At 70.8% G+C, this 22,873-nt stretch carries 20 protein-coding genes; 16 read left to right on the top strand and 4 right to left on the bottom strand.

Features of this window, described 5'->3' with window-relative positions; translation table 11 throughout:
- Nucleotides 1–924: 924 nt before the first annotated feature.
- Nucleotides 925–1,425, top strand: a complete 501-nt coding sequence (locus ACFXKZ_RS39645) for a hypothetical protein (RefSeq protein ID WP_380008593.1) — start codon at nt 925–927, stop codon at nt 1,423–1,425.
- An 86-nt stretch (nt 1,426–1,511) separates the two neighbouring features.
- Here ACFXKZ_RS39645 and ACFXKZ_RS39640 read toward each other — a convergent pair whose 3' ends face one another.
- On the bottom strand, nt 1,512–3,899 hold the full coding sequence (locus ACFXKZ_RS39640) for a hypothetical protein (RefSeq protein ID WP_380008590.1): 2,388 nt from the start codon (nt 3,897–3,899) through the stop codon (nt 1,512–1,514).
- Between the two features lie 357 nt (nt 3,900–4,256).
- On the opposite strand from ACFXKZ_RS39640, the gene ACFXKZ_RS39635 reads away from it, so the two are divergent.
- From ACFXKZ_RS39635 to ACFXKZ_RS39570, 14 genes are all read left to right on the top strand, one after another.
- Nucleotides 4,257–5,675, top strand: coding sequence for an ABC transporter substrate-binding protein (locus ACFXKZ_RS39635; protein ID WP_380008587.1), 1,419 nt, complete (start codon nt 4,257–4,259; stop codon nt 5,673–5,675).
- A 58-nt stretch (nt 5,676–5,733) separates the two neighbouring features.
- Entirely contained in the window at nt 5,734–6,693 is a 960-nt protein-coding gene (locus ACFXKZ_RS39630) for a carbohydrate ABC transporter permease (RefSeq protein ID WP_380008584.1), read from the top strand.
- A gap of 26 nt (nt 6,694–6,719) precedes the next feature.
- A complete protein-coding gene (locus tag ACFXKZ_RS39625) occupies nt 6,720–7,574 on the top strand; it encodes a carbohydrate ABC transporter permease (protein WP_380008581.1) in 855 nt (284 codons plus the stop codon).
- A gap of 8 nt (nt 7,575–7,582) precedes the next feature.
- Nucleotides 7,583–8,515 (top strand): NAD-dependent epimerase/dehydratase family protein, encoded by a 933-nt coding sequence (locus ACFXKZ_RS39620; RefSeq protein WP_380008578.1) that lies wholly within the window; start codon nt 7,583–7,585, stop codon nt 8,513–8,515.
- 50 nt (nt 8,516–8,565) lie between these two features.
- Nucleotides 8,566–9,816 (top strand): enolase C-terminal domain-like protein, encoded by a 1,251-nt coding sequence (locus tag ACFXKZ_RS39615; RefSeq protein WP_380008575.1) that lies wholly within the window; start codon nt 8,566–8,568, stop codon nt 9,814–9,816.
- A gap of 88 nt (nt 9,817–9,904) precedes the next feature.
- Entirely contained in the window at nt 9,905–10,990 is a 1,086-nt protein-coding gene (locus ACFXKZ_RS39610; RefSeq protein WP_380008572.1) for a LacI family DNA-binding transcriptional regulator, read from the top strand.
- Between the two features lie 126 nt (nt 10,991–11,116).
- The gene (locus tag ACFXKZ_RS39605) at nt 11,117–12,730 is read left to right on the top strand and encodes an FAD-dependent oxidoreductase (protein WP_380008569.1); all 1,614 of its coding nucleotides are present in this window, start codon (nt 11,117–11,119) and stop codon (nt 12,728–12,730) included.
- 409 nt (nt 12,731–13,139) lie between these two features.
- Complete coding sequence (locus tag ACFXKZ_RS39600; protein WP_380008566.1) at nt 13,140–13,838, top strand: response regulator transcription factor; 699 nt, start codon at nt 13,140–13,142, stop codon at nt 13,836–13,838.
- Nucleotides 13,835–15,433, top strand: coding sequence for an ATP-binding protein (locus ACFXKZ_RS39595; protein ID WP_380008564.1), 1,599 nt, complete (start codon nt 13,835–13,837; stop codon nt 15,431–15,433). The genes ACFXKZ_RS39600 and ACFXKZ_RS39595 overlap by 4 nt, the downstream gene beginning before the upstream one ends.
- Nucleotides 15,434–15,525: 92 nt before the next feature.
- The gene (locus ACFXKZ_RS39590; protein WP_380008561.1) at nt 15,526–16,134 is read left to right on the top strand and encodes a hypothetical protein; all 609 of its coding nucleotides are present in this window, start codon (nt 15,526–15,528) and stop codon (nt 16,132–16,134) included.
- Nucleotides 16,135–16,326: 192 nt separating this feature from the next.
- Entirely contained in the window at nt 16,327–16,854 is a 528-nt protein-coding gene (locus ACFXKZ_RS39585) for a histone H1-like repetitive region-containing protein (RefSeq protein ID WP_380008558.1), read from the top strand.
- Nucleotides 16,855–16,880: 26 nt separating this feature from the next.
- A complete protein-coding gene (locus tag ACFXKZ_RS39580) occupies nt 16,881–17,723 on the top strand; it encodes a peptidoglycan-binding protein (RefSeq protein ID WP_380008555.1) in 843 nt (280 codons plus the stop codon).
- The gene (locus tag ACFXKZ_RS39575; protein WP_380008552.1) at nt 17,720–18,424 is read left to right on the top strand and encodes an ABC transporter ATP-binding protein; all 705 of its coding nucleotides are present in this window, start codon (nt 17,720–17,722) and stop codon (nt 18,422–18,424) included. Before ACFXKZ_RS39580 ends, ACFXKZ_RS39575 begins: the two co-directional genes overlap by 4 nt.
- Before the next feature lie 92 nt (nt 18,425–18,516).
- Complete coding sequence (locus ACFXKZ_RS39570; RefSeq protein WP_380008549.1) at nt 18,517–19,689, top strand: ABC transporter permease; 1,173 nt, start codon at nt 18,517–18,519, stop codon at nt 19,687–19,689.
- A gap of 13 nt (nt 19,690–19,702) precedes the next feature.
- Here the strand turns inward: ACFXKZ_RS39570 and ACFXKZ_RS39565 are convergent, their stop codons facing one another.
- The 3 genes from ACFXKZ_RS39565 to ACFXKZ_RS39555 all read right to left on the bottom strand — a co-directional run bounded on the left by ACFXKZ_RS39565 (nt 19,703) and on the right by ACFXKZ_RS39555 (nt 21,721).
- A complete protein-coding gene (locus ACFXKZ_RS39565; protein ID WP_380008546.1) occupies nt 19,703–20,497 on the bottom strand; it encodes a metal-dependent hydrolase in 795 nt (264 codons plus the stop codon).
- A 144-nt stretch (nt 20,498–20,641) separates the two neighbouring features.
- Nucleotides 20,642–20,836 (bottom strand): DUF397 domain-containing protein, encoded by a 195-nt coding sequence (locus ACFXKZ_RS39560; protein ID WP_380008543.1) that lies wholly within the window; start codon nt 20,834–20,836, stop codon nt 20,642–20,644.
- A 3-nt stretch (nt 20,837–20,839) separates the two neighbouring features.
- The gene (locus ACFXKZ_RS39555; RefSeq protein ID WP_380008540.1) at nt 20,840–21,721 is read right to left on the bottom strand and encodes a helix-turn-helix domain-containing protein; all 882 of its coding nucleotides are present in this window, start codon (nt 21,719–21,721) and stop codon (nt 20,840–20,842) included.
- Nucleotides 21,722–22,547: 826 nt separating this feature from the next.
- Between ACFXKZ_RS39555 and ACFXKZ_RS39550 the strand changes: the two genes are divergently transcribed.
- A complete protein-coding gene (locus ACFXKZ_RS39550) occupies nt 22,548–22,829 on the top strand; it encodes a hypothetical protein (RefSeq protein ID WP_380008537.1) in 282 nt (93 codons plus the stop codon).
- The last annotated feature ends 44 nt before the right edge of the window (nt 22,830–22,873 follow it).

The raw sequence follows: 22,873 nt of genomic DNA, 5'->3' as shown, positions 1-22,873 counted from the left end.
TGGCGCCGCCCAGGGGAACGCTGCACGCCTGCTCCCCCAGCCGGCCGGGTACGGCGCTCCGCTGCACTGCCGGGACGAACGCCCCCTTCACGGTCGGCGTCGGCGCTCGGCACGCGGCGCCCGTTCGCGGCGTGGTCGGCGTCGAGGCTCTGCTTGTGGCTCCGCCCGTTGCGCGGCCGGTGGCGGCGTTCGCCACGTGGCCATGTCCGCTGCGGTGCGCATGTCGGGATGCACGCTTGCTACGCGGTCGGTGGCGGCGTTCGGCACGTGGCGTGCGTCCGTCCGCTCCGCGGCCGAAGTGATGACCGGCTTTCGCCTTCGGCCGCCGGCTTCGGCGCGTCAGCGCCCACGACTCTGGCTGCCCCGGGATCGACGCGCGCAGCGCGGAGAGCGGCGGAGCCGCAAAGTTTGGGTCGGGTGGCCCGGAGCGAAGCGGAGGGACACCCGGCCCCGAGCGAGGGGCCGCTTTTCTGCGGAGGAGCGAAGCGGGGGAGCAGAAAAGTGGTGCCTCGCGAGCCGGCGCGAAGCGCCCAACAAGAAGCAACGCCGCGAACACGATTCCGTCCCCGCCGCAACCTCACCGTGCGACTTCGGCGCCCCGACCCGCTCGGATCACGACATGGCCAACCCACCCCGCTCGCCTGGCGGCTCTGGTGTCCCGCCCTGCTCGCATTGCGCCTTTGGCTGGGCGGCCGGTCCGGGCTGCTGTTCCGCCTTGGCCGGTGGGTGACTCCGGTTTCGGGCGTGGTGGGGCAACTGCCTGTGTTTTGAGGGGACTTGACGGATCGCGCCAACGGGTTTGGGTGCTTGTCAGGGTGGGCGTGGGTTGCTCTACTTGGTTCGCGCTCTGTGTGGAAATGGTTCGTAGTGCTTCTGCTCCTTCGTACGGTTCGGGTTCAGCCCAGAAACCCCCGGGAGTCAGCCATGCCAAAGCACATGAAGATCGCTGCGCTTGCCAGTGCCGGTGCACTGGCTGCCGTGACCACGTTCGTCGGGTCCGCCTCTGCGGGCGGGCCCTCGACGGCCCCTTACGACTGTGTGGATGCCAGGGGACGTGCGTTTCCCGCCAAGGTGACCTATTTCACCGGCGGCGGGCAATTGAAGGTGACCATCTCCGCTCCGCCGATTCCGGCCGGGTTCGCGGCCAACTCCATCAACACCACCGCGATCTTCAATGGGCCCAGCGGTGGCGTTGTCTACGACGGTGCCATCAATCCGCCGTACCCGGGTGGTGCGCCCGTGTTCAATCTGGGGGCCATTCCCAAGGTCAGCGGCACCATCGGGGTCGGCCAACCGCTGGCGGACGTGATTTCGGGTCCGCCGCCGTCGCCCTCCAACTGGAGTCTGCGGGTGCTCTTCCCGGGGTGGCCCGGTTGGTACTGCGTCGCACGCGCACCGCTGAGCCCGACGCTGCTGTACAGCTGAACGGACCAGCCGCGCCGAGCGGCCGGCCGGGACGGCGGCGCGTACATCCACGCGCCGCCGTCCCACCCGTCCCTACTCGCCCGTCCCTACGCGGTCGCCTCCGGCGTTGACGTGAGGCCGTGGTAGATCCGTGGCGCGCCGTCCAGGCGTACCCCCACCCGGCCCCCCGTCGCCGTCAGGGTGCGCTCCCGGCCGATGCAGTCGACCTCGCGGACCGTCGTGCCGGCCGCCTGTACCGACAGGGTCGTCTTGGTCGGCCACGGGTCCACCCACGGTTCGGGCGCGGCGAACCAGCCGGAGTCGGTGGGGTGGGCCGCGTTGAGGATGTAGCCGTCCTTGCGGCTCCACAGGATCGAGATCGGGCCGTCGGGGGAGTCGAACAGCAGGCCCTTGAGATCCGGGTCGGCCGGGGTCAACCATCGGACGAACGTGGCCCGGTCCAGCACGCGGGCGGCGGTGGCGTAGGCCAGCATGGACGGCTTGGCGCCGAGGTCGCGGTGCATCAGGCCGTAGTGGTACTCGGAGTTCGCCGGGTCGGCCCACTGCGGCTTGCCCAGGACGCTGTCGTGCAGCTGGTACCAGTTCACGCACCGCACGCCCTCGGCCTTGGCCAGCGCGAGGGTGAGCAGTACGTTCTCGGCGGCGTGCCGGTAGGTGTCGTGCCACCAGCTGTTCGGCTTGGTGCACGCGTACGCCTCGGTCAGCCACAGCTCCTTCGGGCCGTACGCGGCGATCACCTCGCGTGCCTTGCGCAGTCCGCCGAGGAAGTTCCAATACGTGCCGTTGTCGCCCATCGTCCAGTCGGCCGGCGCCGGGGCGTAGTCGGGGGTGAAGTTGCCCCGGCCCGGGTGGAAGGCGAAGCCGTCGATCAGGTCCCAGCCGCCGGCGTTGCGGAAGTTCTCCGTCCAGACGTAGTCCATCCCGGCAAGTCCTGCGTTGAGTACCTTGGTTGGCGCCCCCGCCGCGGTCAACCGGTCGCGTACGGGGTGCAGTCCGTCGCGCACGTAGGCGGCGGCCGTCTGGCCGCTCATCCACGGCTTGTTGATCTCGTTGGCGACCTCGAACCAGTCCGCGTTCGCCCCGATGGCCTTGGCGGTGTTGGTGTCCGCCCACGTGGCGATCTGGGCGGTGGTGCCGCCGAGCGGGATGCCCGCCAGTTCGATGTTGTGGGCCAGGCCGGCCGCGTCGAGGGTGGCGGGTGGCAGGCCGGGGCCGCCGTCGTAGGAGATGCGCACCCGCTTGATGCCGATGCGGTGCATCAGGTCCAGCACGGCCGGCGTGGACGGTTGGAGCAGCCACGGGTAGTTGGCGATGCCGAACATGCTGTCGGCGCCCGCCTGGTAGTCGAACGGCGGCAGTACCGTGAGGTTGGTGCGGGCGAATGCCTCGTCCGGGCCCGAGGTCGCGCACACCTCGGTGAACACGATGCCGTGCGCCGGTGCGGTGACGGTGAAGGTCCGCGTCCAGGTGGCGCCGGCGGCGACCGTGCCCGAGACCGTGCCGCTGCCCAGCACTGCGCCGTCGAAGTCCCTTGCCCACCAGGAGAGTTGTACCGGTCGGGCGGTGGTGCCGCCGTTGGCCACCTCCGCGTGCAGCGGCATCGGTACGCCGCCTTGGTCCCAGATCGAGAACGGGCGGTCGGTCCACACCTCGACGCCGAGCGGCCGGCCCGAGCCGGTGGTGCCGGCCGCCGCCGGGCGCATCGCGCCGAGTACGAGGTCGGCCTCGGTCACCGCGCCGGTGGGGGTGACGGTGCCCGGGGCGTGGATCCAGGTGGCGTTGGTCCAGGCCGGGGTGGTGCCGGCGAGGCGGAAGTAGGCGTTGGTGTCGGCCCACGTCTCCTGGTAGACCACGCCCGTGTTGGTCTCGTACGGGATGCCGCCGCCCGCGTCCCGGTTCCAGGCGGTGAGCGCGACGAAGTTCTCCGGCGCGGTGGGGGCGAGCACCGTACGGCCGAACATGAACCCGGCCGGGACGAGCGTGGTCGAGCCGCCGACCTCCCAGCGCAGATGCGCGCGGTTCGGGGTGACGTCGAGGACTGCCCGGACGGTGATGCCGTTCGCGGCGGCGGCCAACGTGTAGTCGACCCGGATCGCCGCTCTGCCGTCCGGGAGGGTGATCCGGGACGGGGTGCCGCCGGTCGTGGGTTGCAGGCCGGCGACGCTGTCCTTGGTCATGAACCTGGTCAGCCGGATGCGTTCGGTGCCGGCGCCGTCGCGCACCGAGATCTGTCCGTCGAGGCCGGCGGTCAGCGAGATGCCGGGGGCGGAGATGGTGACGGGGGCGGTCGTCGTCGCGCCGGCGGGGGCGGGTGTCGCCGCCCCGGCGATTCCGGCCGCTCCGGCCACGCCCGCCACGCCGGTCGCCACGGCGCCGGTGAGGAAGCCGCGTCGGTGCAGGCCGGGACGGGGTGTGTGGATGGGGTGGTCCGGTGTGGCGTCGGGTGATTCGGGGCTGTGTTGGTCGGCGGACATGGATCCCTTTCCCGAGCGACGAGGGCGGGCGGCGGAAGCACCCAAAGCGGCGGCAGCGGCGGGCCCCGGCGGGCGCGGCCGAGGCATGGCGACAACGGCGACGGCATCGGGGACGACAGCCGCGGCGGCAGCGGCGTTGGTAGGGACGGTCGGGCGATGACCCCGGCCTAATGCGGATTAGAGCGAATGTGTACCCCGATCCACCGGCCGCGTCAAGACCGTCGTATGTCTGATTCGCCGGGTCGGGCAACCTGCCCGCAACCCCCTTGACACCTCCTCCTAATGCGAATTAGATACGACCCCATCGGCTCCGGAGCACACCCGGAGCGGGCATTGTCAGGACCCAGGGAGGTACCCGTGACCGAGTCAGTTCCGGTCAGTACGCTCCGGCGTCGACGTCGGCGGGTGGTGGCGGGAGGCGGAGCGCTCGCGCTGGCCCTCGTCGCCGGCACCGCCGGTTGTTCGTCCGGCTCGTCCGGATCGTCCGGCGCCGGTTCCTCCGGCAAAACCACGATCACCGTCGCGGGCATGCCGGCGACCACGTCGCCCAAGACGCGGCAACAATTCCTGGACGCCGTGGCGGCGTTCGAGAAGGCCAACCCGAAAATCAAGGTCAAGCCCACCGACACCCAGTGGGACGCACGCACGTTCGCCGCCCGGTTGGCCGGCGGCAACGCCGAGACGGTGTTGACCGTTCCGCTCACCGAGCCGCCCGGCCTGATCGCCCGCAAGCAGATCGCCGATCTCGGGGCCGAACTCAAGGCGTTGCCGCACGCGGGCGACTTGGACCCGCGCGCACTGGCCCCGGCCACCTCCGCCGACGGCCGCGTCTTCGGACTGCCGGTCACCGAGTACGCACTCGGACTCGTTTACAACCGCGACCTGTTCACGAAGGCGGGCCTGGATCCGGACAAGCCGCCGACCACCTGGGACGAGGTCCGCACCGCCGCGAAGAAGATCTCCGACACGGGCGCCACCGGCTACACGCAGATGACCGTCAAGAACACCGGCGGCTGGATCCTGACCGCGATGACCTACGGCTTCGGCGGTTCGATGGAGAAGAAGGTCGGCGACACGTATGTGCCGGCCCTGCTCGACGGTCCGGCGGAGAAGGCGTTGGGGCAACTGGCCGCGATGCGCTGGCAGGACGACTCGATGGGCAACAACCACCTGCGCACCCAGCAGGACGCCGAACGGGACTTCGCCGCGGGCAAGATCGGCATGATGATCAGCACGGTCAACAGCTACAACCGCTACATCACCCAATACTCCGGCAAGCCCGCCGACTTCGGCATGGCTGCGCTGCCGCAGCAGAACGGCGGCCGGTCCACGCTGCTCGGCGGCCTGATGGCCGTGGTCAGCGCCAAGGCCACGCCGGCGCAGCGGACCGCGGCGGTGAAGTGGATCGACTACTTCTACCTCAAGCCCGCCTACGACCCGGCCGCGGCCGAGGAACAGGCGGTCGCCCAGGCGGCGGACAAGCTCGCGGTCGGGCTGCCCACGCTGCCGTTCTACTCGGCGGCGGTGTCCGATCCGGTGAACGTCGCGATCGGCAGGCACACGAACATCCCGACCGGGAACTTCGCGCCGTACGTCGCCGGCGTCGGCAAGCTCGAATATCAGGTCGAACCCCCGGTCGCCGCCCAGGAGTTGTACGGCGCGCTGGATACGGCGGTACAGGCCGTGCTGACCCGCAAGGACGCCGACCCGCGGGCCGAGTTGGCCAAGGCGGCGGATCGACTCGGGCCGGTCGTCGAGAAGGCGCAGGCACCGTGAGCGGGCACGGACCGTGCGGCATGCGGCGCGCCGTGCCGCGCGGAGTCGAGGGGCCGTCGTGAGTACACCGACCATCTCCCGGGAGAGCGTCCCGGTCGTGGCGTCGGCGACGGTTCGTCCGAGCGGGCCCGGGTCCCGGATCGGGCGGTGGCGCGGCGGCGCCCGGCACCTCGTGCCGGTGCTCTTCCTGTTGCCGACGGTGTTGGTGTTCGGCCTGTTCTCGTGGTGGCCGATCATCCGTAGCCTGCTGCTGAGCTTCCAGCAGACGAACCTGGTCGAACCGGCCACGTGGGTCGGGTTCGACAACTACCAAACCCTGCTGGACGACCCGCTGTTGGGCAAGGCGGTCGTGAACACCCTCGTGTTCACCGGCCTGGCGCTGCTGATCGGCTTCCCGCTGCCGCTGTTCCTGGCCGTGCTGATGTCCGAACTGCGGCGCGGCGCCGGACTGATGCGGGTGCTGGTGTATTTGCCGGTGGCGGTGCCGCCGGTGGTGGCGGTGCTGATGTGGAAGTGGTTCTACGACCCGGATTCGGGCCTGTTCAACGAGATGTTGGGCAAGGTCGGCCTGGGCCCGTACCCGTGGTTGCAGTCCGCCGATACGGCGATGGCGAGCCTGGTGGTGGAGGCGACCTGGGCGGGCGCGGGCGGCGCGGTGTTGATCTACCTCGCGGCGCTGGCGAGTGTGCCGACCGAGTTGTACGAGGCCGCCGAACTCGACGGCGCTTCGGTACGACGGCGGTTGTGGCACGTCACGTTGCCGCACATGCGCCCGGTGTTGCTGATCATGATGCTGCTCCAGGTGATCAACACCTTCCAGGTGTTCACCGAGCCGTTCGTGCTGACGGACGGCGGGCCCGAGGACTCCACGGTCACCGTGCTTCTCCTCATCTATCGCTACGCGTTCGTCAGCGGCGACTACGGCGCGGCGGCGGCGCTGAGCGTGAGTCTGGCCGCCGTGCTCGCGGTCCTGTCGGCGATCTATCTGCGGCTCACCCGCGCGTGGGGGACGAAATGAGTACCGGTGCCGGTGGTAGAGGCGTGATGTCCGAGGCCGAACGCCGACGGCCGATCACCCGGTTCGGACTCGGGACCACCCAACTGTTGTTGATCGCGGCCCTGATCATCGAGGGCGCCGGTCCGATCTATTGGGTGTTCAAGGGTTCGATCTCCTCGGCCCAGGACTCGCTGCGGCATCCGTTGGCGCTGTGGCCCGAGGAGGCGCACTGGTCGAACATCTCGACCGCGTGGACGAGTCTGGATCTGGGCCGCTATCTGACCAACACCGTGGTGCTGGTGGGCGGTTCGTGGTTCGTGCAGTTGTTCGTGGCGGTGACCGGGGCCTATGCGTTGTCCGTGCTGCGGCCGTTCTACGGCAAGTATGTGTACGCGGCGGTGCTGGCCACGCTGTTCCTGCCGGGCACGGTGTCGATGGTCTCGCTCTATCTGACCATCCAGGACCTGCCGCTCACGGGCGGCTCGATCGCCAATACGCCGATGGCGGTGTGGCTGCCGGCGGGCGCGCACGCGTTCAACGTGCTGCTGATGAAGCAGTTCTTCGACGGTATTCCGAAGGAACTCCTCGAGGCGGCCCGCCTGGACGGCGCCGGTCCGTGGCGGATCCTGACCCGCATCGTGCTGCCGATGTCCCGGCCGATCCTGGCCGTGGTGTCGTTGCTCGCGGTGATGAACGCGTGGAAGGACTTCCTGTGGCCGATGATCGCCATCACCGACACGGAAAAGCAGCCGCTGGCGGTGGCGTTGCCGAGGCTGGCCGACACCTCGAACCAGAGTCTGCTGATCGCGGGCATGCTGATCGCGATCATCCCGCCGGTGGTGGTGTTCCTGGTCTTCCAGCGGCAGATCGTGCGCGGGATCGCGTTCACGGGGCTGAAGTGAGGACGACGGTGCGGGATTCGGTGGGTCGTGTGCTGGTCACCGGTGCGGCCGGGCGGCTCGGTGGCGCCGTGCTGGGCGAGTTGGCCGCTCGTGGGGTGGCGGTCACCGCGCTTGTGGTCGAGGAGGCACCGGGGTTGGCGGCCGATCGGGTCGTCGTCGGTGACGCCCGGGATCCGGGGGCCGTGGCCGATGCGCTCGACGGGGTCGACGCGGTGATCCACCTCGCCGCGCTGGCCTCGCCCGAAGTCGCGGCTCCGGAGGTGGTGTTCGGGACGAATACGCAGGCCACCTTCGTGGTGCTGAACGAGGCCGGGCGCGCGGGAGTGGGGCGGCTGGTGCTGGCGAGCAGTCTGTCGATCACCGGACTGCCGTTCGCCCGGTCCACGCCTCGGCCGCGACCGGCCTACCTGCCGCTCGATACGGCGTTGCCGTCGCGGATCGAGGACCCGTACGCGCTGTCCAAGCAGGTCGACGAGGCCACCGCCGCGATGATGCATCGGCGGTACGGGATGGCCGTGGCGGCGCTGCGCTTTCCGTTCCTCGGCGACCGGGACCGACTCGCCGCGCACGCCGCGCGGTTGGCGCGGGATCCGGCGAGTGGGGCGGCGGAGGTGTGGAGCTACCTCGATCTGCGCGACGCCGCTCGGGCCTGCGTGCTGGGGCTGACGGGGCGGGAAGTGGCGGGCGCTCCGGTGTTGTTCGTCGCGGCGCCGGACACGTTGTCGGCCACGCCGACGCGGGAGTTGTTGGCTGTCCACCTGCCGGATGTGCCGTGCCGGGTGGACTTTGCGGGGCATGCGGTGCCGATCGACCTGGCTCTGGCCCGGGCGGTGTTGGGCTTTACGGCGCGGTATCCCTATCCGGTCGAAGGGCGGGGTGAGGCGCGAGAAATGAGCGCTGATTCTCGTTCGAACCCCCTTGCACAGGAGCGACGCCCATGACTGACGCGGAGAGGCCGGTCCCGACTCCGGCCCCAACCCCGATGGCTCCCATGGTGGAGACACAGGCCCCGTGGCCCGCGCGGGACTCGTTGCGGATCACCTCGGTGCGAGCCATCGTGACCGCGCCCGGTGGGGTGCCGCTCGTGGTGGTGCGGGTCGATACCTCCGAACCCGGGCTGTACGGGCTCGGCTGCGCCACCTTCACCCAGCGCTTCCACGCGGTGACCGCGGCGGTCGAGCAACATCTCGGGCCGATGGTGGTCGGTCGGCATCCGGCCGACATCGAGGACATCTTCCGACTGCTGCACTTCTCGTCCTACTGGCGCGGCGGGCCCGTCCACAACAACGCGCTGTCCGGCATCGACCAGGCCCTGTGGGACATCGCCGGCAAACGGTTGGGCGTGCCGGTGTACGAACTGCTCGGCGGTCGGGTGCGCGGCGGTGCGGCGGTGTACACCGGCGCCCGGGGCGGCAGTGTCGAGGAGTCGATCGAGCGGGCCGCGGCGTTGGCCGAACAGGGTTACCGGCACGTGCGGTTGCAGTGCGGCGGCCCGGGGCTCGGTACGTACGGCGCCGAGGGCACGCCGGGCGGCTATCCCGGCAGCCCGTATCCGGACGGGTGGGACGTCGGCCACTATCTCCGCACCACGCCACGCCTGTTCGAGCGGGCGCGTGAGGTATTGGGCGACGACATCGGCCTGTTGCACGACGCGCACAATCGGCTCACCCCGAAAGAGGCCGTGGGGCTGGCCCGTTCGCTGGAGCCGTACCGGCTGTTCTTCCTGGAGGACCCGCTCGCGCCGGAGCACTTCGACCGGCTGCCGGAGGTGCGCGCCGCGGCGCCGATGCCGATCGCCTCCGGCGAATTGGTGACCTCGATGACCGACGCCACCCGCCTGGTCACCTCCGGCGGCGTCGACTATCTGCGGGTGCACGTCTCGGCGGTGGGCGGACTGACCCCGGCTCGCAAGCTGGCCACGCTGTGCGAGCTGACCGGGGTCCGCACGGCCTGGCACGGGCCGCCGGACGTGTCGCCCGTCGGCGCGGCGGTCAACCTGACGCTGGACGTGACCAGTCCCGCGTTCGGTATCCAGGAGCAACACGTCTACCCCGAACGGGTGCACGAGGTCTTCCCCGGCACGCCGCGCACGGTGGACGGCTATCTCACCCCCTCGGACCGGCCCGGCTGGGGTGTCGATCTGGACGAGGCCCAGGCGGCGAAGTACCCGCCGCAGACCCACCTGCACGAGCGTTGGGCGGCCCGCGTGCGGCGTCCCGACGGTGGGTTGGAAGCTCCGTGAATCACCCACCGTTACTGGATATACTCGATTTCCATCTTGATCTGATGCGTATTAGGCGGCCGTTGCCGCCGGGCACTTGGAGGATGACATGAAGCCGAGCGGCGGGCCCGGGCGGCCGGCCGGTTCACGGACGAACCGGCCCCGCCAGGCGGACATCGCCCGCCTGGCCGGCGTCTCGCAGCCGACGGTGTCCCTGATCCTCAGCGGCGGCTCGGCGGCGGTGGGCATCGCCGACGAGACCCGGCGCAAGGTGATGGCCGCCGCCGAACAACTCGGCTACGTGCCCGACCCGATAGCGAAGCGACTGGCGGCCGGGCAGAACAACCTGCTCGGGCTGTACACGTTCACCGCGACATTCCCCACCGAAATGTCGCACGCCTACCACCCGTTCCTGGTCGGCATCGAGCAGGAGTCCGCGATTCAGGGCTACGACCTGCTGATGTTCATCGCCTCCAGCGTGACCGGCGAACGGCCGCACGCCGAGGTGCTGAACCGGGTCCGGCTGGCCGACGGCTGCCTGTTCATGGGTCGGCATCTGCCGATCCGGGAGATGGACCGGCTCCTGGCCACCGATCTGCCGGTGGTCTACCTCGGCCGACACGACGACTTCGGCGACCGGCTGCCGTATGTCGGCGCGGACTACGTGACGGCGACGGCGGAGGTCGTCCGTCACCTGGCCGAGCTGGGTCACCGGGACATCCTGTACGTGCGCGAACTCGACGACGCGATCAGCGCCGTGGACCGCGAGGCGGGCTTTCGGCGTGGGATGGCCGAGTGCGGACTCGCGCTCGACGAGGGCGCCGTGGTCCGTACGGACGGCTCCGATCTGACCACCGATCGGCTGCGCGGCTGGTACGAGCGGGGCGTGACCGCGATCGTCACCGAGGCCACCGACACCGACGCGGCGCATCGGGCGCTGCTGGCCGCCGCCTCGGAGGCGGGATACCGCTTCCCCGACGACCTGTCCCTGGCCACCCTCGGCGCCCCCGAATACACCGAGCAGGGACCGCCGGCGCTGACCGGATTCGTGGTGCCGCGCCGGGAGATGGGCGCGGCGGCGGTGCGGTTGCTCACCGGGTTGATCGCGGGGGACGCGGACAACGATGCGCTGCCCAGGCATCAGTTGATGAGCTGTGCGCTGGAGATCGGGCGGACGGCCGCCCGGGTGCGCTGAGTTCGTCGCCGATTCTCGCGAGCCGTTCGGCCGAACGGCGATGTCGGTGCGCCCTGTTCGGCGTTTGTTCGGCGTACGCCCGGCGCTGCATGTGCTTATTCGATTCCGTTCACGGAGGGCTGCACCATGTCCGAAATCAATACCGAGATACTCGTCGTCGGCGGTGGACTCGGGGGAGTCGCCGCCGCGTTGGCCGCGTGCCGTGCGGGTCGCAGGGTCGTGCTCACCGAGGAGACCGACTGGATCGGCGGCCAACTCACCGCGCAGGCCGTGCCGCCGGACGAGCATCCCTGGATCGAGAGCTACGGCGCCACCGCGACGTATCGCGAACTGCGCACCGCGATCCGCGACCACTACCGGACCTGGTATCCGCTGACCGGCGCGGCGGCACGGCGGCGCGACCTCAACCCGGGGGCCGGCTATGTGAGCAAGCTCTGCCACGAACCGCGCGTCGCGCTGGCCGTGTTGCAGGCGATGTTGGCCCCGCATCTGGCGTCCGGGCGGTTGCGCATTCTCCTGGAGCACGTACCCGCCGAGGTGTTCACCGAGGGCGACCGGGTGTCCGGGGTGACCCTGTGGGGTCTGCGGACCGAGGAGTCGCACACCGTCACGGCGGACTACGTCCTGGACGCCACCGAGACCGGCGAGTTGTTGCCGCTGGCGAAGGCGGAGTACGTGACCGGCGCCGAGTCCCGGGAGGAGTACGGCGAACCGAGCGCGCCCGCCGAGTGCCGGCCGCTGAACATGCAGGGCATCACCTACTGCTTCGCGATCTCGCACCACGAGGGCGAGAACCACGTGATCGACCGGCCCGCCGACTACGACTTCTGGCGGTCGTACCGGCCGGACTTCTGGCCGGGACCGCTGCTGGGCTTCCTCGCGCCGGACCCGCGCACGTTGAAGCCCGAGGCCCGGACGTTCGATCCGGGTCCGACCGGCGATCCGCTGGCGATCACCGCCGACCAGAGCGCCAACGCGGGCGGCGACGACCTGTGGTTGTTCCGACGCATCCTGGCCAAGGGGCTGTTCGAGCCGGGCGCGATCGACTCGGACATCACGCTCGTGAACTGGCCGTTGAACGACTACTGGTTGCGGCCGATCATCGAGGTCGGCGCCGACGAGGCCGCCGCCGCGCACCGCGAGGCGAAGCAGTTGTCGTTGTCGGTGCTGTACTGGCTCCAGACCGAGGCACCGCGCCCGGACGGTGGCCGGGGGTATCCCGGACTGCGGCTGCGGCACGATGTGGTGGGCACCGCAGACGGGTTGGCCAAGTCGGCGTACGTGCGCGAGTCGCGCCGGATCCGCGCGGTGACCACGGTGACGGAGCATCACGTGTCCCGGGACATCCTGGGCGGGGACACCATCCACCACTTCCCGGACTCGGTGGGGGTGGGCGCGTACCGGATCGACCTGCATCCGTCGACCGGCGGCGACAACTACATCGACGTGGCCAGCGTGCCGTTCGAGATTCCCCTGGGCGCGCTGCTGCCGATCCGAATGCGGAATCTGCTGCCGGCGGGCAAGAACATCGGCACGACGCACATCTCGAACGGGTGCTACCGGCTGCACCCGGTGGAGTGGAACGTGGGCGAGGTGGCCGGCCGGCTGGCGGCATACTGCCTGCGGCGGGGCGTCGAGCCACACGCGGTGCGCGAAGACCCGGCGCTGTTCCCCGAGTTCGCCGCCGAGTTGGACGCCATCGGAGTGGAACGGCGGTGGCCGGCGCCGGCGGGGTATTGAGTCGCTGCCCGTGGGCCGCTGTCAGGGTGTACCGGCGGAGCGGCCCACGGCGGGGCGGGTCGGTTCTCGGGTCGGCGCGCGCAGGTTGCTCCGCGGCTCGGTTCGCGGGTCGGCTCACCGCCGGGTTCGCCGGTTTGGAGCCGGTGTTCGTCTCAGGATCCGGTGTTCTCCGGAGTCGTGTCGTGGCGCTGGAGGAGTTCGATCCAGTAGCAGGTCCATCGGTGAAGTCGGTCGATCATCGGGCCTCCCTCGAAAGTTGCCGGCAGCGTTCAGCATTGCACGGGCCGGCGGGGGAGGGTGGGTCCGGTGGTCGATACCCGAGCGACGCGTCGGCGGGGACGGCGCGGTGGATGGTGGTGTGGGCGGGGGCTTTGAGGCTTCTTTGAGGTTGTCGCGTTACACATGAGCCGTGACTGCGTCTGTTCTGGTTGTCGATGACGAGCCGAATATTCGGGACCTGCTGGCCCAAACCCTGCGGCTGATCGGGTTCGACGTCCGGGTGGCCGGTGACGGGCGGGCGGCGCTGGCCGCCGTGTCCGCCGCCGCGCCGGACCTGGTGGTGCTCGACATCACGCTCGGTGATCTCGACGGTGTGGCGGTGGCGCGCCGGCTCCGCGCCGATGGGCACGACGTCCCGGTGCTGTTCCTGACGGCGCGCGATGCCGTCGAGGACCGGATCGCCGGGTTGGCCGCAGGGGGCGACGACTATGTCACCAAACCCTTCAGCCTGGAGGAGGTGGTGCTGCGGATCCGGGCCATCCTGCGGCGGACCCGCGCCGGCTCCGAGGCGCCCGCGGACGAGGTGGTGCGGTTCGCCGACCTCGAACTGAGCGACGCCACCCACATCGTGCGGCGCGCGGGTCGGGTGGTCGACCTGTCGCCGACCGAGTTCCGGTTGTTGCGCTACCTCATGGAAAACGCGGGCCGCGTGCTCACCAAGGCGCAGATCCTCGACCGGGTGTGGCGCTACGACTTCGGCGGTGACGGGCGGATCGTCGAAAGCTACATCTACTACCTGCGCCGGAAGATCGATCGGGACGGGCCGCCGCTGCTGCATACGCTGCGCGGGGTCGGCTACTCGCTGCGCCTCCCGCCGGAGGACGTATGACGAGCACGGGCCGCGGCGAAGCGGTCCGCCGCGCCGTGCCCCGGCCGGTCGCCGTACGCGGGTGGAGTCTGCGGGTTCGGCTCGCGGTGATCGCCTGCGCCCTGACCACGGTGGCTCTCCTGGCCGCGAACACCGCCGGATTGATGCTGCTCAGGGCATACCTGGTGGACCGGGTGGACCGGCAGTTGTCGGCGGTGGGCAGCGGGTTGTTCGTGGACAAGCCCGGCAAGGACGAACTCCTGGGCGAGGCGTTGAAAGAGAGCGCCGGGCGTGCCGACAGCGGCTTTCAGGGGTTCATCGGCGGTTGGTCCGGCAGCCAGACGCGGATCTACCTGATCGGACCGGACGACACCCGGCAAAACCTCCCGTACGGGGCGGTCGGCGCACCCCGTCTGCCGAGCCGGACGCAACTCGAACGGCGCGCCGGCCAGGGCGCGTTCACCGTGCCGGACCGCGACGGCGGCGACTCGTGGCGTGTCCGGGTACGGGCCGACCGGGACGGTACCCGGCTCATCGTCGCGGCCACGTCGATGGATTCGGTCGAGGCGACCTATCGGCGCATGGTGCGGATCGACCTGGTCGTCACGCTCGGAGCCCTTGCGCTGCTCGGCGTCGCCGCGTGGGCGACGGTGCGCGCCGGGCTACGCCCGCTGACCCGGATGGAGGTGGTCGCCGGGCAGATCGCCGGGGGCGACTTCGCCCGGCGGGTACCGGACGCGGACGCGCGTACCGAGCCCGGGCGGCTCGGGCTGGCCATGAACACCATGCTGGATCGTGTGGACAGCGAGATCGCCGCCCGTCGTGAATCCGAACAGCGCCTGCGCCGGTTTCTCTCCGACGTCTCGCACGAGTTGCGGACTCCGCTGACCAGCATCCGCGGGTTCGCCGAGTTGGAACGGCGGCAGCGAGGGGATACCGGACATCCCGGCGACGGCCTCGCCCGGATCGAGGCGGAGGCGGCCCGCCTGGGCAGGTTCGTCGACGACCTGCTGAACCTCGCCCGGCTCGACGAGCACCCGCGCCTGGACGTCGGTCCCGTCGATCTGCTCGATCTGGCCGCGCAGTTGTTGCCGGAGGTGCGGGTGAGTGTTCCCGACCGTCCGCTCACGCTCGCCGCGTTGGACGAGGACAGCCGGATCCTGGTGCCGGCCGTCGTCGCCGGCGACGAGTCGCGGCTGCGTCGGGCGATCGGCAACCTGCTGGCCAACGCCGTGCGGCACACCCCGGACGGCACGCACATCCGGATCCGGGTGGGCGTCGCGACACCTGCCGCGCAGGTGGCGGCGGTGTCCGGCGCGGGGTGCGAACTCGCCCCGGACGAGGCCGTCGCGGTCGTCGAAGTCGCCGATACGGGGCCGGGAGTTCCGGCCGAGCACGCCCCCCACGTCTTCGATCGGCTGTATCGCGGCCGGTCCGGGCCTGGTGGTGGCAGTGGAGCCGGCCTCGGCCTGGCCATCGTCGCCGCCGTGGCCGCCGCGCACGGTGGGCGGGTCGAACTGGCTGCTCCGGGGCCGGCGGCGGGTGCGGTGTTCCGTCTTCTGCTCCCCCTCGCGGAGGGGCCGGTCGAGCCTTCGCAGACTGCCGGCTTGCTTTGAGTCGGGGCCGAGGTCCTCCCGAGGCGCGACGCACAGGATCTCCTGCGTGCCCGGCGACAGCCGCCGGCGGCACCGAACGAGGAGCACCGACGATGCGATCCCTGACGCCTGCACGGCCCGCCCGCCCGGTATCGGACCCGACACCGCCGGCGGGTCGGCGCCCACCGCGCGCTCGGCGCTTTCGGGCCGCCGCGGCGGCTGCGGTGGTCGTGGTGCTCCTGCCGGCCACGGCGGCGTGCGGAGGGGGCTCGGAGGGCCGGAAGGTCGCCAGTGCCGACGGCGGAACGAAGCGCACCGCCGACGCGCCCGGGACCGGGGACGGGCGGGACGACACGGCCCGCGCCCGGGACTTCGCCAAGTGCATGCGCGACAACGGCGTCCCGGTCCAGGACCCTGATCCGAACACCGGCAAGCTCGACCTCGGCCCCCTGCGCGGTGGCGCGGACGCGCCGACCGTACGCAAGGCCATGCAGGCGTGCCGGGACCGGGCCCCGCAGTCCGTCACCAACGGCTCGAAGCCGACCGAGAAGCAGTTGGAGGCGATGCGGCAACTGGCCCGGTGCATGCGTGATGCCGGGATCGCGTTCAACGACCCGGGCCCGGACGGGTTCGACAAGAGCTCGTTCCCGACCGGTGCGCCCGGGTTCGCCGCCGCGATGCAGAAGTGCCAGGCCGGCGCACCTGCCGGCGGTGCGAAGTGAACCGCCGGCTCCGGGGAGGCATGGTGGCGGCGGCGATCGTGGCCGGGGTCGGCACGGCGGGTGCGGTGGCGACCGGCGTCATCGGTGCGGCGCCGGCGGATCGCCACCCTTCCGCCGCCGAGCGGCCCGCGACGGCGACCGTCGAACGGGTGACCCTCGTCCGGTCCCAGACGGTGCCGGGCACGCTGGGCTATGGGGCTGCCACCTCGGTCGAACACCCTTCGGGAAGCGGGCAGTCGGGGGGTGGTCAGACGGGCGGCGGCTCGACGGGTGGTGGGTCGACGGCCGGCGGACAAACAGTCGGGGGGCAGACGGGCGGCAAACAAGCGGCGGGTGGTCGGACGGTCGGTGGGCAGACGGTCGGTGGGTCGACCGGTGGTGGGTCGACGGCGGGTGGGCAGACGGTTGGCGGGTCGACCGGTGGTGGGTCGACGGCGGGTGGGCAGACGGTTGGCGGGTCGACTGGTGGTGGGTCGACGGCGGGTGGGCAGACGGTTGGCGGGTCGACTGGTGGTGGGTCGACGGCCGGTGGGCAGACGGTCGGTGCCGCGACGGGCGGCGGGGCGACAGGCGGTGGGCAGACGGCGGGCGGCCCGGCCGGTCACGAGCAGACGGTCGGTGGGTCGACCGGCGGCGGACAGGCGAGTGGTGGGCAGGCTGCCGGTGGGCGGAGGGTTGAGCGGCAGATCGTCGATGGCCAGACAGGCGGTGGACGACTGACCTGGTTGCCCGCTCCCGGGGCCGTTGTGGAACGCGGCAAGCCGGTGTACGCGGTCGACGAACAGCCCGTGCCGCTGCTGTACGGCTCGACGCCGTTGTATCGGGATTTGTCCGCGGACATGGATGGTCAGGACGTTCGAGTCGTCGAGGACAACCTCGCCGCTCTCGGCTACACCGGCTTCACCGTCGACGACCACTACACCTCCGGGACGGCCGACGCCGTGCGCAAGTGGCAGCGGGATCTCGGTATCCCCGACACCGGCATCCTCGGGCCCGGCCGGGCGGTCGTCGCCCCCGGCGCCCGTCGCGTCGCCACGGTCGCCGCAACTCCCGGCCGTGCCGCGGCCGGTCCCGTATTGACCTGGACCGGCACCGAGCGCACCGTTGCCGTGGACCTGAACGTCCAGTACGAGGACCTCGTGCAAACCGGCACCAAGGCCACGGTCAAACTGCCCGACGGCACCACCGCGGAGGCCCAGGTCACCGACGTGGGCACCGCGGCCTCGGCCCCGCCCGGAGCCGGCGGTGCGGGCAATGGCCGCCCCGCCGAGGGGACTTCGGCCCGGCCCCAGGACGCCACCCTCCCCGTTGCCCTCGCCGTCCCGCAGCAGGACAGGCTGGGTCGTTTCCAGGCAGCGCCGGTGGAGGTCACCCTGGTTGCCGAAACCCGGTCCAACGTGCTCGCCGTTCCCATCAATGCGCTGGTGGCACTGCGTGAGGGTGGCTACGCGATCGAGGTCGTCGGCACCGGACCCCCCGGAAGCCCCGGGGACTATCGCCCGGTGACGCTGGGCATGTTCGTCAACGGTCGCGTCGAAGTATCCGGTCCCGACATCGCCCAGGGCCTGGCCGTGGTGGTGCCCCGATGACCGCGCCCGCTCCGCTGGTCGAACTCGTCGCCGCCCGTAAGGACTACGGCACCGTCACCGCCCTGGACGCCACGCACCTCACCGTCGTGCCCGGGGAACTGGTGGCGGTGGTCGGCCCCTCGGGGTCCGGCAAGTCCACGCTGCTGACCATCATGGGCACGCTGAGCCGGCCGAGCCGCGGCCGGGTGCGCATCGCCGGACACGACCTGGACAGCCTCACCGATCGCCGACTGTCGGCCCTTCGCGCCACCACCATCGGCTTCGTCTTCCAGCAGTTCCACCTGCCTCCGGGTCCGGTTCTGGATGCCGTGGCCGACGGCCTCCTGTATCGGGGCGTGGCCCGCCGACGCCGCCGCGAACTCGCCGAAAAGGCGCTGAACCGGGTCGGATTGGCCGACCGGGTCGGGCACCACACCCACCAACTGTCCGGAGGACAGAAGCAACGGGTGGCCATCGCCCGCGCCGTGCTCGGCGATCCTCCCCTGCTGCTCGCGGACGAACCGACCGGCGCCCTGGACTCCCAATCCGGCCGGGTCGTGATGGAACTGCTCCGCGAACTCCACCGCGACGGGACGGCCGTGGTGATCATCACCCACAACCAGGACATCGCCGCCGCAGTGCCCCGCCGGATCGCGCTCCAGGACGGCCGGATCGTGCACGACGGGGTGGCGGATGTGGCGGATGTGGAGGCCATTCGATGAGCCGAACACGCCTCGCTCGCGTTCCGGGTGCCCAACCGGCAGGCCGGTCTCGGTCGTGGTCGCGGTCGCGGTCACAGCCTCGGCCGACTCGCATGAAAGCCGCCGATGTCCTGCGTGTCGGGGGCGCCGGACTGCGCAACCGTCCGACCCGGGTCCTGCTGTCGGCGCTCGGCATCGCGCTCGGCGTCGCGGCGCTGATCGCCGTGGTCGGCGTATCGGCGTCGGGGCGCGAAAACCTCGACCGCCGCCTCGACGCCCTCGGCACCAACCTCCTCACCGCCGCGCCCGGGAAGACCGCCACCGGCGCCGCCGCCGGACTGCCCCCCGACGCAGTCGCCATGGTCGCGCGCATCGGCCCGGTGGAGGCGGTGTCCGCCATCGGCAAGACCGGTGCCAAGGTCTACCGCAACGACCGCATCCCGTCGCAGGAATCCGGCGGCATCGGCGTATACGCCGCCCGCCTCGATCTACCCGCGACCGTCGGCACATCCCTCGCCCACGGGACCTGGCTCAATCCGGCGAACGAGGGCTACCCCGCGGTCGTGCTGGGGCCGGTCGCCGCCGCGCGACTGGGCGTCCGGGCCCCCGGGCCCGACGTGCAAGTGTGGCTCGGCCGACGGTGGTTCACCGTGATCGGCATCCTGGCCCCGACGCCGCTGGCCGGCGAACTCGACACCGCCGCGCTCGTCGGCTGGCCCGAGGCCCGGCGCGACCTCGGCTTCGACGGCAACCCGACCACCGTCTACACCCGCGCCGACAATGCGTCGATCGCCGATGTGGCCGCAGTCCTGGGCGCCACCGCCAATCCGGCCAACCCGAACGAGGTGGAGGTGTCCCGCCCCTCCGACGCCCTGGCCGCCCGCGAGGCGGCCGACGACGCACTCAACGGCCTTCTGGTCGGGCTGGGTTCGGTCGCGTTGCTCGTCGGCGGCGTCGGTGTGGCCAACACGATGGTGATCTCCGTTCTCGAACGCCGCGCCGAGATCGGCCTGCGCCGCGCACTCGGTGCCACCCGAGGCCACATCGGCACGCAATTCCTCGCCGAGGCGCTGCTGTTGTCGATCCTCGGCGGCGCCGGCGGCATCCTCCTGGGTTCCGCGGCGACGGTCGGATACAGCACGTACCGGCACTGGCCCGCCGTGGTACCTCCCTGGGCCATGGCCGGCGGCCTCGGCGCGACCCTGGTCGTCGGCGTCTGTGCCGGGCTCTATCCGGCGCTGCGGGCGGCCCACTTGGCGCCCACCGAAGCGCTGGCGGCGGCATGACGTCGGCGCGTCGTCAGCCCAGGTAGCCGAGGGCGGCCACCGCGCCGAGGCCGCCGGCGCCCATGAACAGGGGCATCAGGACCTTGACTTCGACCTTGGCGCCGGCGCGGAAGCGCATGGACTTCGGGGGGCCGAGGGGGTACCAGCGTTTGCGGCCTATGGGGATCGGCCACAGGATCGGGCAGCCGGAGACGGTGAGCGCGTCGCCGATGCAGTGGGTGAGGGCGCCGAGGGCGATCGGGAGGCCGACCCACCAGTACTCCTGGCCGGGCCCGGTGAAGAACCAATCGGAGCCGTTGCCGGGGCGGTTGAGGATTTCGACGAGCATCCAGGTGCTGGTTCCGCCGAGCAGCCAGACGAGGATGTCGCTGTGCAGGCGGGCGGCGCGCCACAGGAGCCCCTCGATGGCCAGGACCATGTGCACGAACAGCACGCCCAGGACGCCCCACCGGCCGCCGTAGGCGCAGATGGCCGAGGCGGCGACGCCGACGAGCCCCGCCCAGACCCAGGTATGGGTGAGAGTGCGGTGGCCGCCGTTGCGGCGGGGGTCGCCCTTCATGCGGGTGGCCTTGTACGTGGCGCTCGCGAGGGCGTCGACGACGCCGCAGAGGACCATGGATATCGGCCCGAAGGAGCGGGAGACGGTGGCGGCCTTGTGGTCCAGGTCCGGCCCGAGCGCGGCGCCGGCGCAGATCAGGCCGCCGACCACGAGGACGGGCCAGGGCATCGGTTGGCCGTAGGCGTCGGCGGCGGCTCCGACGGCCATCCAGGCGCAGGCTCCGGACAGCGAATGGGCCGGTCCCATCATGCGGTTGGTGCTCCTTTGGTGCCCGGGCGAACCCCGAGCCCGCACAGTGGGGGCAGCTTATCGGTGGCGATCATGGGGAGTTGCGCGGGCGCACCGGGGAACGCCTGTGGCCCACCTCACGGTTGGGTGGTGCGGCGCCGTGGGTCAGCTCTGACGCTTTACGGAGTCGAGGAATGCCTTCCACGGATGGGCACGGAAGAGGAAGGCGCCTCGGGAGGGGTCTTTCGAGTCGCGTATGGCCATTGCGCGAAGCCCGACGTACGTTCCCTCGACGCATTGCCCGCCCGAGTTGTTGCTGTAGCTCGACTTGAACCAGGCGGTCGTGGGGGAGGCGGTCATCGATCAAAGCTCCTTGATTGCCGTATGGATCAGGCTCAACGATTCCTGGGGGCCCGGCGCGAGGGCTTGGAGATCGGTGAAGGCCTCTTCGTACTGCTCGACATCGGTCTCCCGGCGGGTGACCCAGGCATCCGCCAGGTTTTCCAGGTAGACGATCGGCTTCAGCGCTGCTTCCTTCGGGAACTTGAGGATCACAAAGGGTCCTGCCATCCCGGGATGTACGCCGAGCCGGTAGGGGACCACCTGCACCCTCACGTTGGGGAGTTCGCCCAGTTCGACGATGTGCTGCAACTGTGCGCGGGTGAGTGCCGCTCCGCCCACCTGACGGCGCAGCACTGCTTCGTTGACGATGGCGATCAACTTGAGCGGCGTCCGGGGTCGGAGCAGCACCTCCTGACGAGTCATTCGGATCGAGACGAGTCGGTCGATATCGTCTGGGGGGAGCGCTGCGTGTGAGATCTGATGAATCGCGCGTACGTACGCCTCGGTCTGCAGCAACCCCGGCACGAACTCCGACTCGTAGTTGTGCAGGGCACCGGCCGTCGCCTCCAAGCCGAGGAACGCCTTGAGGCCCGGACGGATAATCGGCCGATACTGCGGTGATTGCCACCAGTCGCGTTTGGTTTTGGTCACTGCGGCGAAGCCGTCGAGGAGCGCTCGGGTGTCCGCATCCGCGCCGTAGATCTCGCAGAGGGCCATGACGTCGGACGGCTCGACGACGTAGTTCTCGCCGGCCTCCAGGCGGGTGAGTTTGGAAGGACTCCAGATCAAGCGCCGCACCACCTGGGCGGACTTCATGCCGGCCTGGAGCCGTAGGCGGCGGAGTTCGCCGCCGAGTTGAAGGCGGCACAGGGCTGGTGACGCCGACTCGCTGTCGCCGATCATCTGCGATCCTCTCGATGCGCGAATCCAGTGTGTGGGCGAACGTTCCGCCGGAGCAAGGAACCTTCTGCGCCACAGCAGGAGGCTTCGCGCAGGCGCGGTTCAACCTCGTGACCAGCGAAAGCTCCTGCGGAATTTGAACAGCGGGATTCTGCCCTGCCCATACTGTTTGTCGGGCTCATGCCGGCATGCTAATCGCAGTTGCTCACGCACAGCATTCGCTTCCGAGCAATCCGTGTTGGCGAGCGCGTGCCCGTGTGCGCACTGTTCGCGGGCGACCGCCTCCATGGGATCGAAGCCAAGGATCTGCGATGTCTCCAACCCCGCATGTGTCGCCCTCGAATGACCCGCTCTGGTACCTCCGCCCGGCCGACTTCGGTCCGGACCCGCACCCCGAACCTCCGGGAAGCTACATCACCCTGGCCGTCTATCGGGTGGGGCCGAGAGGAGCACGTGTCCTGGTGCCGCACACCGGCCACAAGCTGTGTGGCGCGGATCCATGGTGGCGGCAGCGCGAACCGCCGTGCGGATGCCCGCTCGTGGACTGTCCGTTGAAGAGACGCAGCGCCTGAGACTTCTCCTCGCGCGCTCAGGTGGTCCCGCCGGACCCGCCTCGCGAGGAGTGCTCCGCGACCGGTGACTTCCGTGTCGGTCGCGGTGGGGGAAGGGGCGCCGGGTCGCATCCATGGCCCGTGGCCCGGCGTCCGTCCCTTCCATGAACTGCCCCGGTGTCGACGCTCGTTCACGCGTTCCCTCGACACCGGGGCGCCTATGCCCAATCGCCTCTGCCGCTCGGTCGGCGGAGCCATGCCCGAAAAGGAATCCAGCCATGACCGGAGACTCCACCATCCGCTTCATCGCGCCCGCGAACGGGCCCGTCGAACATGCAGCCCCACCGCAAGGGGCCCCGGCCGGGCCGACGTTCGAGGTTGGCTCCCGCGTACGTCGCGCGGAGACCCGCCGGCGCGACAGCGGTGAGGTCATCGGCGTGCGAGTCACCGAGGAGGGACCGATCTTGACCGTCCGCCGCTGGTCGGACCGCGCCCTCTACGACGCCCCCGCATCCGAACTCGTCCCCGACCCGGTCGTCTTCCCGACCCGCCCCTTCTGACCGGTGTCCGTTACTTCGTTGGGGGTGGCCGAGCGTGTCCTACA

The sequence above is a fragment of the Embleya sp. NPDC059237 genome (genome assembly GCF_042754105.1).
In the GTDB taxonomy this organism is placed as follows: domain Bacteria; phylum Actinomycetota; class Actinomycetes; order Streptomycetales; family Streptomycetaceae; genus Embleya.
Note: the sequence above shows the minus strand (reverse complement) of the source record. Positions and strands in the feature narration are given on the sequence as shown.